This is a genomic window from Mesorhizobium sp. WSM4813, assembly GCF_055811555.1.
This window is the reverse complement of record NZ_JBVVQU010000029.1, coordinates 1-13,028: the sequence shown is the minus strand read 5'-3', so window position 1 is coordinate 13,028 and position 13,028 is coordinate 1. Positions and strand designations below refer to the sequence as shown.

General features: G+C 63.0%; 12 protein-coding genes. 7 read left to right on the top strand and 5 right to left on the bottom strand.

Annotated features, from left to right (window positions below; all coding sequences use genetic code 11):
• Positions 1-6: 6 nt before the first annotated feature.
• Entirely contained in the window at positions 7-525 is a 519-nt protein-coding gene (locus tag AC0L25_RS18035; protein WP_473596752.1) for a low molecular weight protein-tyrosine-phosphatase, read from the top strand.
• On the opposite strand, the gene thpR is transcribed toward AC0L25_RS18035, so the two are convergent.
• Positions 429-1,025: an RNA 2',3'-cyclic phosphodiesterase gene (thpR, locus tag AC0L25_RS18030; RefSeq protein WP_473596751.1), complete on the bottom strand. Its 597-nt coding sequence runs from the start codon at positions 1,023-1,025 to the stop codon at positions 429-431. The two genes, AC0L25_RS18035 and thpR, sit on opposite strands and share 97 nt — an antisense overlap.
• A gap of 140 nt (positions 1,026-1,165) precedes the next feature.
• On the bottom strand, positions 1,166-1,810 hold the full coding sequence (locus tag AC0L25_RS18025) for an arylesterase (protein WP_473596750.1): 645 nt from the start codon (positions 1,808-1,810) through the stop codon (positions 1,166-1,168).
• Between the two features lie 84 nt (positions 1,811-1,894).
• Between AC0L25_RS18025 and AC0L25_RS18020 the strand changes: the two genes are divergently transcribed.
• The 4 genes from AC0L25_RS18020 to AC0L25_RS18005 all read left to right on the top strand — a co-directional run bounded on the left by AC0L25_RS18020 (position 1,895) and on the right by AC0L25_RS18005 (position 6,862).
• Entirely contained in the window at positions 1,895-2,605 is a 711-nt protein-coding gene (locus tag AC0L25_RS18020) for an ABC transporter ATP-binding protein (protein ID WP_473596749.1), read from the top strand.
• Positions 2,605-5,154 (top strand): ABC transporter permease, encoded by a 2,550-nt coding sequence (locus AC0L25_RS18015; protein WP_473596748.1) that lies wholly within the window; start codon positions 2,605-2,607, stop codon positions 5,152-5,154. The genes AC0L25_RS18020 and AC0L25_RS18015 overlap by 1 nt, the downstream gene beginning before the upstream one ends.
• Positions 5,155-5,394: 240 nt before the next feature.
• Positions 5,395-6,174: a Bax inhibitor-1/YccA family protein gene (locus AC0L25_RS18010; RefSeq protein WP_029349432.1), complete on the top strand. Its 780-nt coding sequence runs from the start codon at positions 5,395-5,397 to the stop codon at positions 6,172-6,174.
• Positions 6,175-6,289: 115 nt separating this feature from the next.
• The gene (locus tag AC0L25_RS18005) at positions 6,290-6,862 is read left to right on the top strand and encodes a GNAT family N-acetyltransferase (RefSeq protein ID WP_473596747.1); all 573 of its coding nucleotides are present in this window, start codon (positions 6,290-6,292) and stop codon (positions 6,860-6,862) included.
• Position 6,863: 1 nt separating this feature from the next.
• On the opposite strand, the gene AC0L25_RS18000 is transcribed toward AC0L25_RS18005, so the two are convergent.
• On the bottom strand, positions 6,864-7,250 hold the full coding sequence (locus AC0L25_RS18000; protein WP_095484870.1) for a DUF2794 domain-containing protein: 387 nt from the start codon (positions 7,248-7,250) through the stop codon (positions 6,864-6,866).
• Positions 7,251-7,729: 479 nt separating this feature from the next.
• Complete coding sequence (locus AC0L25_RS17995) at positions 7,730-8,548, bottom strand: DUF1223 domain-containing protein (protein WP_473596746.1); 819 nt, start codon at positions 8,546-8,548, stop codon at positions 7,730-7,732.
• Between the two features lie 178 nt (positions 8,549-8,726).
• On the opposite strand from AC0L25_RS17995, the gene AC0L25_RS17990 reads away from it, so the two are divergent.
• Positions 8,727-9,395, top strand: a complete 669-nt coding sequence (locus AC0L25_RS17990; protein WP_473596745.1) for a ceramidase domain-containing protein — start codon at positions 8,727-8,729, stop codon at positions 9,393-9,395.
• 92 nt (positions 9,396-9,487) lie between these two features.
• On the opposite strand, the gene acnA is transcribed toward AC0L25_RS17990, so the two are convergent.
• Positions 9,488-12,178 (bottom strand): aconitate hydratase AcnA, encoded by a 2,691-nt coding sequence (gene acnA, locus AC0L25_RS17985; protein WP_473596744.1) that lies wholly within the window; start codon positions 12,176-12,178, stop codon positions 9,488-9,490.
• A gap of 284 nt (positions 12,179-12,462) precedes the next feature.
• Between acnA and ccmA the strand changes: the two genes are divergently transcribed.
• Positions 12,463-13,028 (top strand): heme ABC exporter ATP-binding protein CcmA (gene ccmA, locus AC0L25_RS17980; protein ID WP_473596743.1); only part of this gene is annotated, 566 nt, incomplete at its 3' end.

Sequence of the window (13,028 nt, the reverse complement as noted above, 5' to 3'; positions counted from 1 at the left end):
GGATCGATGAGCGCAAAGCCGATAAAATCCATCCTTTTCGTCTGTCTCGGTAATATCTGCCGCTCGCCACTGGCGGAGGGCGTGTTGCACGCCGTCCTGGCGGAGCGCGGTCTCGATCGGGATATCCTGCTCGATTCCGCCGGAACCAGCGACTGGGAAGCCGGCTCGGCACCCGACCCGCGCTCGATCTCAATCGCAGAGCGGCACGGTATCGATATTTCCGGACAGAAGGCGCGCAAGCTGACGCCGGACGATTTTTCGCGTTTCGACCTCATTCTCGCTATGGACCGATCGAATCTCCGCGATCTGAAGGCGCTGGTGCCTGCCGCCGTGCGCGACCGGGTCCATCTGTTCCTCGAGTTCGCGGAGGGAAGGGTGAGCGACGTGCCGGACCCATATCACGAGGGGCCGGAGGCGTTTGCCTCGGTTTACCGCATGATCCGCGAAGCGTCAGAGGCGCTGGCGACGCGGCTCGAGGCACGGCTGTCGGCGCCCGACAGCGGCCAGGCCTCCTCGACGATGTAAGGTCCGCCGCCGACCGAATCGCGCGACGACATCAGGACGAAGCGGCCGACACGGAAGGGCAGCGTCGAAAAATTGCCGCGCGCCGACAGATACTGGGCGACATCGAGCGGGCTCGAATTGCGTAAGCGCGCCAAGGTCACATGCGGCATGAACTTGCGCGGATCTGCGGGGATGCCGAGGCGCTGGCAGATGCGCTCGATTTCGGCTTGCAGTGACGAAAGATCGGGCGAGGCGGAGACGCCGGCCCACACCGCATGCGGTTTCTTCTGGCCGAAGGCGCCAACGCCGGACAGTGTCAGCGCGAAGGATGGGCGGTGGACACGGTCGAGCGCGTTGGCGATCTCGTCGGCGACATGGCCTTCTACATCGCCGATGAAGCGCAGCGTCAAATGGTAGTTCTCGACGTCGATCCAGCGGGCCCCGGGCAGGCCGCCCCGGAGCAGGGACAGCGAAAGGGCGGCGTCACGCGGTATTTCGAGGGCGGTGAAAAGACGCGGCATGGGTAAGCCTCCTGTCCTCGAATCGAACTCTTGTCCCTAGCGAATCATCGAAAATCGGGCGGGGCAAGCGGTTTGTTTGGTCGCACCTGTGCTAAATCAAATCGTCCGGGGAATGCGTAGCCTCATCGAAATCCAGTCCTTCAAGAGTTGCCCTTAACCACGGCAATGGTTTTTTCGACATCCGGCAGTATGCGCTCAACGATGCGGTCGATGCCCTTGGCGTTCGGGTGAAGGCCGTCCTCGAGTTGAAAGGCGGCTTCGCCGGCGACGCCGTCGAGAAAGAACGGATAGAGCGGGACGCCGTACTTTTCCGCCAGTTTCGGAAAGATCGCGTCAAAGCCATTCTGGTAGTCGGCGCCGAGATTGGGTGCGGCGCGCATGCCAGCCAGCAGCACGGCGATCTTGCGCTGCTTCAGCTTCGCCAGCATGGCGTCCAGATTCCTTTGCGTAATGGCAGGAGAAACGCCGCGCAGCATGTCGTTGGCGCCGAGCTCGAGGATGACAAGTCGCGTGCCGTCCGGCACCGACCAGTCGAGCCGCGACAGGCCGCCACTCGAGGTATCGCCGGAGACGCCGGCATTGGCGACGGTCACATCGTGGCCCTTGGCGCGAAGCGCTGCCTCAAGTTTCTGGGTGAAGCCTTCGTCCGGTCCGAGGCCAAAGCCTGCCATTAGGCTGTCACCGAAACCGACAATCTTGAAGGGCTCGGCGCGTGCCGGCGAAATGGCGCCGCAAATTCCGAGAAAAAGGATGAAGACTGCGGCAAGTGTGTGTTTGAAAGCCATGCGGCAGGCCCCATATGACGAGGACATTTTGTTGGCGGCAGGCAGAATTCCAGCCTCCCCTTTCCCATATAGGACGATTTTATTTTGATAGAAGCCGTCATCGCGCTGAAAGACGTATCGCTGACGCTCGGTGAAGGAGCGTCTTCCGTCCATGTGCTGAAAGGTATTAGCATCGATGTGGCCGATGGCGAGGCGACCGGCATCGTCGGGCCATCGGGCTCGGGAAAATCGACGCTGCTGATGGTTTTGGCTGGGTTGGAAAGGGTCGATTCGGGTACGGTACGAATTGCCGGCGAATTGCTGAACGGCAAGAGTGAAGATCAAATCGCATCGTTTCGCGGTCGAAACATCGGCATCGTTTTCCAGTCCTTTCATCTCATTCCCAACATGACGGCGCTCGAAAATGTCGCAGTGCCGCTGGAACTTGCCGGCCATCCCGATCCGTTCGGGGTGGCGGCGCTGGAGCTGGAGGCGGTGGGCTTGAGCGACCGCGTCACCCATTATCCCGGCGAATTGTCCGGCGGCGAACAGCAGCGTGTGGCGATCGCCCGGGCGCTGGCGCCTTCGCCGCGCATCCTCATCGCCGACGAGCCGACCGGCAATCTCGACCAGACAACGGGACGGCAGATCGCCGATCTTCTGTTCGCCAAAGCGGCCGAGCGCGGCATGACGCTGGTGCTGGTCACGCACGATCCGGCGCTTGCCGCACGCTGCTCCCGGCAGGTGTCGATGCGGTCGGGCCGGATCGAGGACACGCCGGAACCTGCTCCAAAACCCGGTAAGGTGCCGGCCTGATGCCGCTGTTGCGCACGCTGAAGCTCGCCTTCCGTTTCTCGCTGCGCGAGATGCGCGGCGGGCTGTCCGGCTTCCTGATCTTCCTTGCCTGCATTGCGCTTGGCGTCGCGGCGATCGGCGGCGTCAATTCGGTCGCCTGGGCGATTACCGCCGGTGTCGCCAACGAAGGCCAGTCGCTGCTCGGCGGCGACCTTCGTTTCGAGCTCAATCAGCGCGCCGCGACGCAGGCCGAGCACGCCTTTCTCGACGGGCTGGGCACGGTATCGCACAGCGCCAACATGCGCTCGATGGCGCGGCTCGAGGACGGCTCCGACCAGGCCCTGGTCGAGGCCAAGGCGGTCGATGGCGCCTATCCGCTCTATGGCGTGCTGGAGACTGAGCCGGCGCTGTCGAAGCAGGAACTGTTCGGCGAAAAATCCGGCGTTTTCGGGGCCGCCGCACCCGACCTTTTGTTCGAGCGGCTGAACCTCGGGGTCGGCGACCGGCTGAAGCTCGGCAGCGCCACATTCGAACTGCGCGCCAGACTCATCAACGAGCCGGACGCGGTATCCGACGGCTTCGGCTTTGCGCCGCGGCTGATGATCTCGACGGACGGACTTGCCGCTTCCGGCCTGATCCAGCCCGGCAGCCTGGTCGAGAACGCCTACAAGATCCGGCTGCCCGTCGGCGCTAGCGAAGCGCGCATCAAGGCAATCCAGGACCAGGCCGCGGCAGATTTTCCCGAGTCCGGCTGGTCGATCCGCACACGCAGCAATGCAGCACCGGCCTTGTCCTCCAATATCGAACGGTTTTCGCAATTCCTGACACTGGTCGGGCTGACGGCGCTGGTGGTCGGCGGCGTCGGGGTGGCCAATGCGGTGCGCGCCTATCTCGACGGCAAGCGCGGCGTCATCGCCACCTTCAAGAGCCTGGGGGCCTCGGGCGGTTTCGTCTTTGCCGTCTACCTCGTTCAGATCCTGATGATCGCCGCCCTCGGCATCATGGTGGGCGTCGTGCTTGGCGCGCTGATGCCGTTCGCGGCGAGCGCGGCACTCCAGTCGGTCATTCCGGTGCCGGCGGAAGGCGGGTTCTATCCCGGCGCGCTCGGCATGGCGGCGCTATTCGGGTTGCTGGTGACGCTGGCTTTCGCCTTGCTGCCGCTCGGCCGTGCGCGCGACGTGCCGGCGACGGCGCTGTTTCGCGAAATGGGTTTTGAGGGCCGCGGTTTTCCGCGCCCGCTCTACACAGCGGCGGCGCTCGGCGTCGCGCTGCTCCTGGCGGCGCTGGCCATTCTGTTTTCCGGCGACCGCTATATCGCGTCGATCTTCGTCGGCGCCACCATTTTCGCTTTCCTGGTGCTGCGCATCGTCGGCGCGCTGGTGCAGGGGGTCGCCAAAAAGAGCCCGCGCGTTGGCTCGACGGCGCTTCGGCTCGCCATCGGCAACATCCATCGGCCGGGTGCCTTGACGCCGTCGGTAGTGCTGTCGCTGGGACTGGGATTGACGCTTCTGGTGACGCTGGCGCTGATCGACGGCAATCTCAGGCGGCAGATTTCCGGCAGCCTGCCGGAACGGGCGCCGAACTTCTTCTTTGTCGATATCCAGAGCAGCGATGTCGATGCGTTCTCCGCGCTGGTCAGCAGGCAAGCGCCGCAGGGCACACTGGTCAAAGTGCCGATGCTGCGCGGCCGGGTGATGGCGCTGAACGGCGTCGACGTCGACAAGGTCAGGATTGCCCCGGAAGGAGCCTGGGTGCTGCGCGGCGATCGCGGGCTGACCTACGAGGCCAGTATTCCCGCGAATGCGACGCTGACCGAAGGGACATGGTGGCCGGACAATTATGCCGGCGAGCCGCTGGTGTCGTTTTCGGCCGAGGAAGGCAAAGAGATCGGGCTGAAACTCGGCGACACCATCACCGTCAACGTGCTTGGCCGCAACGTGACGGCGAAGATCGCCAATTTCCGCCAGGTCGAATGGGAGACCATGGGCATCAACTTCGTCATGGTGTTCTCGCCCAGCACGTTTGCCGGCGCGCCGCATAGCTGGCTGGCGACGCTGACCGAAAAGGGCGCGTCGCCGGCCGACGATGCCCGTCTTCTCAACGCCGTCACCCGTGCCTTTCCCGCGGTGACGACAGTTCGGGTCAAGGACGCGCTCGACATCGTCAACCGGCTGGTGGCGCAACTCGGCACCGCGATCAGGGCCGCGGCCGGCGTGGCGCTGATCGCCTCGGTGCTGGTGCTGGCCGGCGCACTGGCTGCCGGCAACCGCGCCCGCATCCACGACGCAGTGGTGCTGAAGACGCTGGGCGCCACCAGGAAGACGCTGATCGCGGCTTTTTCGCTGGAATACATGCTGATCGGCCTTGCCACCGCGATCTTCGCGCTGGCGGCAGGCGGCGTTGCCGCGTGGTTCGTTGTCGCGCGCGTCATGACGCTGCCGTCGCATTTCATGCCCGATGTGGCGGTGGCAACCATCCTCTTTGCGCTGGTGGTCACGGTCGGCATTGGCCTCGCCGGCACCTGGCGGGTGCTGGGCCACAAGGCGGCGCCGGTGCTGCGCAACCTTTGATCTGCAAGCATATCCAGGCTCAACGCGACCAAGATTCGGTTAAATCTTGTTAATGTTGGGCTTCGGAAGGCCGATAATGCGGATTTTCGGGTCTTCACGAAGCATTACGCTCGGTTACGGTCTTGTTCTTGTCGCCAATAACCATCATATTTCGCCGTAGGCATGCTGGAGCCCCGCCAGCGGCGCCGCGGTCCAACCGGGCCGGACACCGGACGGGGCAGAAGCAATATGAGGATTTCCATGGCTGAACCCGTTCGCAATTATCAGACGCGTGCCGTGCCCGGCGCCGGCGTCGATGCTGCTATCGACCAGGGCCTGCGCGCCTATATGATCAAGGTCTACAATCTGATGGGGCTTGGCCTCCTCATCACCGGCCTCGCCGCGGTCGGCACGATCATGCTGGCCACCACTACCGATCCGGCTTCGGCGGTCGCCACGTTGCCGAACGGCGACATGCTGACCTCCTTCGGCTACGCGATCTTCGGCTCGCCGCTGAAATGGCTGGTGATCTTTGCCCCGCTCGCCGCGGTGCTGTTTCTGTCGTTCCGCGTCCAGTCGATGAGCGTTTCTGCCGCGCAGACGACGTTCTGGGTCTATGCCGGCCTCGTCGGCTTGTCGCTGTCGTCGATCTTCCTGGTCTACACGACGGCTAGCATTTCGCAGACCTTCTTCGCCACCGCCGCGGCGTTCGGTGCGCTGTCCCTTTACGGCTACACGACCAAGCGCGATCTGACCGCGTTCGGCTCGTTCCTGGTGATGGGCGTGTTCGGCCTGATCATCGCGATGGTGATCAACATCTTCCTGCAGTCGTCGGCCCTGTCCTTCGCCGTCTCGGCGCTCGGCGTGCTGATCTTTTCGGGCCTAACCGCCTATGACACGCAGAAGATCAAGGAGATGTATTTCGAGGGCGACGCCACCGACGTTGCCGGCCGTAAGGCGATCATGGGCGCGCTGACGCTCTATCTCGACTTCATCAACCTGTTCATGTTCCTGCTGCAGTTCATGGGCGACCGCCGTTAAAACGGTCCCTGCGTCTCTGGACCAGCGATTTTGGAAAGGGCGGCCCAAAGGCCGCCCTTTCCTTTTGTGCCGACCTTTGCTGTGATGGAAGGCAGATGAACGACTTGCATAAATTATGAGCAGCATCATGATACGGCCCGCGGCTTCGGCCGATCTCGATCGGATCACGGATATCTATGCCGATGCGGTGACCCACGGCACGGCGAGCTACGAACTGGAGCCGCCTGATCGCGCCGAGATGGGCCAACGCTTCGATAGTTTGATAGCGGGTGGCTTTCCCTATCTGGTGGCGGAAAAAGACGGCATTGTGCTCGGCTATGCCTATGCCGGCCCCTTCCGGGCGCGGCCTGCGTACCGGTTTGTCGTCGAGGACTCTGTCTATGTCGCGCCGGAGGCCAAGGGCCATGGCATCGGGCTAAAGCTGATGCAAGGGCTGATCGAGGCGGCCGAGGCGGCCGGCTTCCGCCAGATCATCGCGGTGATCGGCGACGGTCGGCCGGACAGTGCCTCGGTGCGGCTGCATGAAAAGCTCGGCTTTCGCCATTCGGGCCGCCTGGAAGGCTCCGGCTACAAGCACGGACGCTGGCTCGACACGGTGTTCATGCAATTGCCGATCAATGACGGAGCTTCGGTTCCGCCCGATCCCAACTCGTTGCCGGAACGGAAATTCCGCCAGCAAAATAAGTAGTTTAGGCCTCGACCAGCTTCAGCGTGCGGTCGAAGACGCCGAGCACGCGGCCAAGTTCCTGGCCGCGCTTGAGGATGCGGCCGCCGGCGGCAATGACGGCAAATGCGCCTTGTCGGCGCGCCAGCTTCGGATCCTTGACGATCTGGAACAGCGGCACCTCGCTGGTGCGACGGAAGACGGAAAAGACGGCGCGGTCGGTAAGATGGTCGATGGCGTAGTCGCGCCATTCATTGGCGGCGACCATGCGCCCGTAAAGCCTCAGGATCTGGTCCAATTCACGCCGGTCGAACCGCACCGGCTGGTCGAGGCGTTCGCGTCTTGCCTCATGCAGCGGGATCAGTATTGCGGATGCGTCCCCATCCTCCGTCCCACTGCCGTGATCAGTCATGCCTCGATCCCTTCGAATGAATCTTACATCAATCAAAGTTGGCGCTTTCGCGATGGAATTGCAAGCCCAGCCGGACAAAGGCGGGCGGCGCACCGTTTCCCCGGTGTCCAGTCACGTTTATAAAACGCCCGTTGGAATTGGTGATGCTTCGCCACAATCCTGCCTTCTTTTATCCGTGCTAATGCCCCAATGTCCGACGAATTTACGGGTGTTGCCTGAGACGGTTCGGTCCGGCACTGGCTCGTAAACCCCAAGCCCCCCGCCCACGGGTCTGCGTCGGATCGAACCAACCTCGGTTTTTCCTTGGGAAAAATCGAGTGCGACGATCCCAAAACCTAAATGACCGGCGTCAGAAGCAAGCTGACGTCGGTTTTTTTATGTCTGGATGGAAGCGGACGCCGAGAGCGCCAAATCCGCGCTCTCTTTACTATTTAACGCATTTTGTCGGACGCCAAACGAAGACGTTTGGCTGCAAAACGCTACGGGCGAGAATGCGCAGCCGATAAAGGCTTGTGGATTAAGGCGGCGCCCAGAATGGGACCCGGCAGGCCGTCCTTGCCCACCGATTGCAGCAGCACGGCGCAGCCGCCTTTCTTGGAAATCACGCTCATCGGCAATTCGTAGCGCTGCGCCTTGCCGTGCCACATGCCGGCGGTCTGGATGCCGGAGACGGCGTTCCAGTAGGTCATGCTGCGGCCGGTGTTTTCGCCCTTGCCGATCTTGATCGTCTGCGGCGGGTCGAAATAGACGATGACGACATGGGCATCGCTGGGGCCGGTTCCGGCATCGCCGGCGTCGATCGTGACGCGGTCATTGGTCCGGCTGACCTTGATGCTGACCCGCATGCCTTCGCCCGATCTTGCCATGCGGGCGAGCGCGCCGTCGACTTCCTTGCGGTTGGCGCCGCTGACATGGCTGCGGCCATTGATGACGGCCTGCGGCGTATAGACCGAGCGGCTGCCGAAGGCGCGCATATACTCATATTGCCGTTCGGTGTTCTCCTTGCGGCTCAGCGTGTCCTTCCAACCGAGATAATCCCAGTAGTCGACATGATAGGCGAGCGCGACGATATTCTGCCTGGTGGCAAGCTCGGCGAAGAATTCATCGGCCGGCAGGCAGGAATTGCAGCCCTGGCTGGTGAAGAGCTCGACCACGCCCAAGGGCTGGTCAGTCGAGGCTTTGTCGGCCTGGGACGTGTCGGCCTCGCCGGCATGCGCATTGCCGGCAAGTCCAGCGCCGGCAAACACCGAGAGGGCCAGCGCCAATGCCGCAAGCCGCAATGGTCTTCGAGGTGTCATGGCCGTTTCGACTCCCGCCGGTGATGGCCGGCTTTATTCTGATTGGCGAAATATGTGGCAGAAGCGGCAGTCAACGGGAAGTCACGTTGCGGTGAAATTTTACCGCTGCAACCAACTGCAAGGGCGCCACAGGACGGGCTACACTTCAGAGTAGATACCGATTCGGGCAACAATCAGCATGTGGCAAACTCTCCTGACGCCCGTCGACCTGTACTGCGAGCGGGTCGGGCCGGAGCTCTGGGCCGAGCCGGTCAATGCATTGACCAATCTGGCTTTTCTTGTCGCCGGGCTGTGGGGTGTCCGGGAGGTGCGCCGGCGTGGCACCGGCATCTTCGCCGAAGTGCTGGCCTGGTGGGTGGTGGCGATCGGCATCGGCTCGGCGCTGTTCCACACCTTTGCCAACCATGGCACGGTGTGGGCCGACGTGCTGCCGATCGCCGGGTTCACGCTGGCCTACACGCTGTTCAACCTGCGCCGTTTCCTCGGCATGAAATGGGGCAAGGCGATCGCCATCTTCGTCGCCTTCTATGCCGTCACCGGGTTGTTGACCTGGGCCGTGCCGGACTGGCTGCGCCAGGCATCGAACGGCACGACCGGCTATCTGCCGCCCTTCCTGGCGCTCGCCTTCTTCGGCGTCATAGTGGCGGCGAGCGGCAACCGCGCCGGCTGGTACAATCTGGCGGGCTCAGCGATCTTCGTCGTGTCGGTCATCTTCAGGATAATCGATCCGCTGGTCTGCGGCAGCTTCCCGCTCGGCACGCATTTCCTGTGGCACATCCTCAACGGGCTGATGCTCGGTGTGCTGCTGGCGGCGGCGGCGCGCTTCGGTAGGGGAATAGGGGAATAGGGAATAGGGAATAGGGAATAGGGAATAGGGAATAGGGAATAGGGAATAGGTATTGTCTTCCCTACTCCCTTACTGCCCTACTCCCCTAATTCCTATGCTGCTAGATCGCGCAGCACATATTGCAGGATGCCGCCGTTCTTGAAGTAGTCGAGCTCGTCCAGCGTATCGATGCGGCAGATGATCGGAATGTTCTTCACCGTGCCCTCGCCATAGGTGATTTTAGCGACCATCTTCTGGCGCGGCTTGATGGCGCTCAGTCCGTCGATCTCGACCAGTTCGTCGCCCTTGAGGTTGAGCGACGCCCATGAGGTGCCCTCCTCGAAGACGAAGGGGATGACACCCATGCCGACCAGGTTCGAACGGTGGATGCGCTCGAACGACTGAGCGATGACGGCGCGAACACCCAACAGGCTGGTGCCCTTGGCCGCCCAGTCGCGCGACGAGCCGTTGCCGTATTCGACACCGGCGAAGATGACCAGCGGCACGCCTTCCTTCCTGTACTCCATGGCGACGTCGTAGATCGATCTCTCTTCCTTCGACGGATAGTGGATGGTGTAGCCGCCCTCGCGGCCGTTCTCGCCCAGCATGTGGTTGCGAATGCGGATGTTGGCGAAGGTGCCGCGCATCATCACCTCGTGATTGCCGCGCCGCGTGCCGTACTGGTTGAAGTCGGCAACGCCGACGCCATGATCCATGAGGTACTTGCCGGCAGGCGAGGCCGCCTTGATCGAGCCGGCCGGCGAGATATGGTCTGTCGTGATCTTGTCGCCGAACAGGCCGAGCACGCGGGCGCCCTTGATGTCGCCGATTGTGCCGAAGCCTGCTGTCATCCCGGCAAAGTAAGGCGGGTTCTGCACATAGGTCGAATGGTCGTCCCAGGCGTAAGTCTGGCCTTCCGGCGCTTTGACGTTCTGCCAGTATTCGTCGCCCTTGAAGACGTCGGCATATTTGCGGGCGAACAGTTCGCGCGTCACGTTCTTCTCGATGAACTCCTGGATTTCGACCGAGCTCGGCCAGATGTCCCGGAGGTAGACCGGGTTGCCGTCACGGTCCTCGCCGAGCGGCTCGGTGGTCAGATCCTTGGTCACGGTCCCGGCCAGCGCGTGGGCGACGACCAGCGGCGGCGAAGCGAGATAGTTCGCCTGCACGTCGGGCGAGACGCGACCTTCGAAATTGCGGTTGCCGGAAAGCACCGCGGCGGCAATCAAACCTTTATCGTTGATGGTCTTGGAGATCGGCGCCGGCAGCGGGCCGGAATTGCCGATGCAGGTGGTGCAGCCGAAGCCGACCAGGTTGAAGCCGATCTCGTCGAGTTCCTTCTGCAGGCCGGACTTCTCCAGATATTCGGCGACGACCTGGCTGCCCGGCGCCAACGATGTCTTGACCCACGGCTTCTGCTTGAGCCCGAGCCGGTTGGCGTTGCGCGCCAGCAGCCCGGCGCCGATCAGCACGCTCGGGTTCGAGGTGTTGGTGCAGGAGGTGATGGCGGCGATGACGACATCGCCATGGCCGAGATCATAGTTGGTGCCTTCGACGGCGTAGCGCTTGTCGATTTCGGCGGCCTTCTTGTATTCGGTTTCCATCGCCTTGGCGAAGCCGTCCGGAATGCCTTCAAGCGCTACGCGGCCTTCCGGACGCTTGGGACCGGCCATCGACGGCACGACACTGCCGAGATCGAGCTCGAGCAGGTCGGTGAACACCGGGTCGGCCGATCCGGTATCGCGCCACATGCCTTGCGCCTTGGCGTATGCCTCGACCAGCGCGATGCGGTTTTCCTCGCGGCCGGACATGGTGAGGTAGCGGATGGTTTCGCCGTCGACCGGGAAGAAGCCGCAGGTGGCGCCATATTCGGGCGCCATGTTGCCGATGGTGGCGCGGTCGGCCAGCGTCATGTTGGACAGACCCGGACCGAAGAACTCGACGAACTTGCCGACGACGCCCTTCTTGCGCAGCATCTGGGTGACGGTGAGCACGAGGTCGGTGGCGGTGACGCCTTCCCTGAGTCTGCCGGTGAGGCGGAAGCCGATGACTTCGGGCAACAGCATGGAGACGGGCTGGCCGAGCATGGCGGCCTCGGCCTCGATGCCACCGACGCCCCAGCCGAGCACGCCAAGGCCGTTGATCATGGTGGTGTGCGAATCAGTGCCCACGCAGGTGTCGGGATAGGCGGTGGTTTCGCCGCCTTCCGTGTTGGTCCACACCACCTGGCCGAGATATTCGAGATTGACCTGGTGGCAGATCCCGGTGCCGGGCGGCACCACGCGGAAATTGCGGAAGGCCTGCTGGCCCCATTTCAGGAACTTGTAGCGCTCCTCGTTGCGCTCGTACTCAAGCTCGACATTGCGGGCGAAAGCCAGCGGCGTGCCGAATTCATCGACGATGACCGAGTGATCGATGACCAGGTCGACCGGGACCAGCGGATTGATCTTTTGCGGGTCGCCGCCGAGCGAGACCATGGCATCGCGCATGGCGGCCAGGTCGACCACGGCCGGAACGCCGGTGAAATCCTGCATCAGCACACGGGCCGGGCGATAGGCAATCTCGACGCCGGCGGTGCCCCTGTCGGTCAGCCAGCCGGCGACCGCCTGGATGCTCTCCTTGGTGACGGAACGGCCGTCCTCGTTGCGCAGCAGGTTCTCCAGCAGAACCTTCATCGAATAGGGCAGCTGGGCGATGCCGGTGAGGCCGTTCTTCTCGGCCTCGACAAGGTCATAATAAACATAGTCGGTGCCGCCCGCGGTCAGCGTGCGGCGGCAATTGAAACTATCGAGGGATTTTGACACGTGCGATCCGTCCTTGTCTGTTCAGCCTGAAAGGGAACGGACGCCGATGGCATGCAATCACGCGCAAAGGTGCGGGTACGGCCATTTCCGCTGTCCGTTCCCAGCCAACCCGAGCCGTTCAAGGCGGCGCGTGCGCTGGTTCGGCGCTAATTCGCTTCCCGTGCCGACCGCTGGCACGGATGACCCGGATATAGAGAATTTCCTGGAATAGTTCTAGACAGTCGAAAGGCTATTTTGTGCGACGCGGCAACTGCCGCGCGCAGTGTTTTCGGGACGGGCAAGGAATGCGGCTGATCGCCGAAAATCTGGGCGGCGAACGCGGCGGCGAGGCGGTTTTTTCCGGCATCAACTTTGCCCTCGAGAAAGGCCAGGCACTGATCGTCACCGGGCCGAATGGCGCGGGGAAGTCGACGCTGCTCAGGGTGGTTGCCGGGCTGCTGCCGGTGGCGGCAGGCCGTGTGCTTATCGAAGGCGGGGCTGAGGATTTTCCGTCGGTTGCCTCGGCCTGCCATTATCTCGGCCACCAGAACGCGATGAAGACGGCGCTGAGCGTGGCGGAAAATCTGCGCTTCTGGCGCGATTTTTCGGGCGCGGATTTTTTGGGCGCTGAAGAGGCGCTGGAAACGGTCGGGCTTGATGGTCTCGGCCATCTGCCGTTCGGCTATCTCTCCACCGGGCAACGTCGCCGAGCGGCGATCGCAAAGCTGCTTGTCAGCCGGCGGCCATTGTGGCTGCTCGACGAGCCGACGGCCGGGCTGGACAAGGCATCGGAAGGGCGATTCGGCGGAATGATGCGGAAGCATCTTGAGGAGGGGGGGATCGTTGTGGCGGCCACGCATCTGCCGCTGGG

Coding starts and splice junctions, on each gene's coding strand:
- AC0L25_RS18010 (WP_029349432.1), top strand. CDS start 5,395: ATGGCTGAACCCGTTCGCAATTATCAGACGCGTGCCGTGCCCGGCGCC.
- AC0L25_RS18005 (WP_473596747.1), top strand. CDS start 6,290: ATGAGCAGCATCATGATACGGCCCGCGGCTTCGGCCGATCTCGATCGG.
- AC0L25_RS18025 (WP_473596750.1), bottom strand. CDS start 1,810: ATGGCTTTCAAACACACACTTGCCGCAGTCTTCATCCTTTTTCTCGGA.
- AC0L25_RS18035 (WP_473596752.1), top strand. CDS start 7: ATGAGCGCAAAGCCGATAAAATCCATCCTTTTCGTCTGTCTCGGTAAT.
- AC0L25_RS18000 (WP_095484870.1), bottom strand. CDS start 7,250: ATGACTGATCACGGCAGTGGGACGGAGGATGGGGACGCATCCGCAATA.
- AC0L25_RS17995 (WP_473596746.1), bottom strand. CDS start 8,548: ATGACACCTCGAAGACCATTGCGGCTTGCGGCATTGGCGCTGGCCCTC.
- thpR (WP_473596751.1), bottom strand. CDS start 1,025: ATGCCGCGTCTTTTCACCGCCCTCGAAATACCGCGTGACGCCGCCCTT.
- AC0L25_RS18015 (WP_473596748.1), top strand. CDS start 2,605: ATGCCGCTGTTGCGCACGCTGAAGCTCGCCTTCCGTTTCTCGCTGCGC.
- AC0L25_RS17990 (WP_473596745.1), top strand. CDS start 8,727: ATGTGGCAAACTCTCCTGACGCCCGTCGACCTGTACTGCGAGCGGGTC.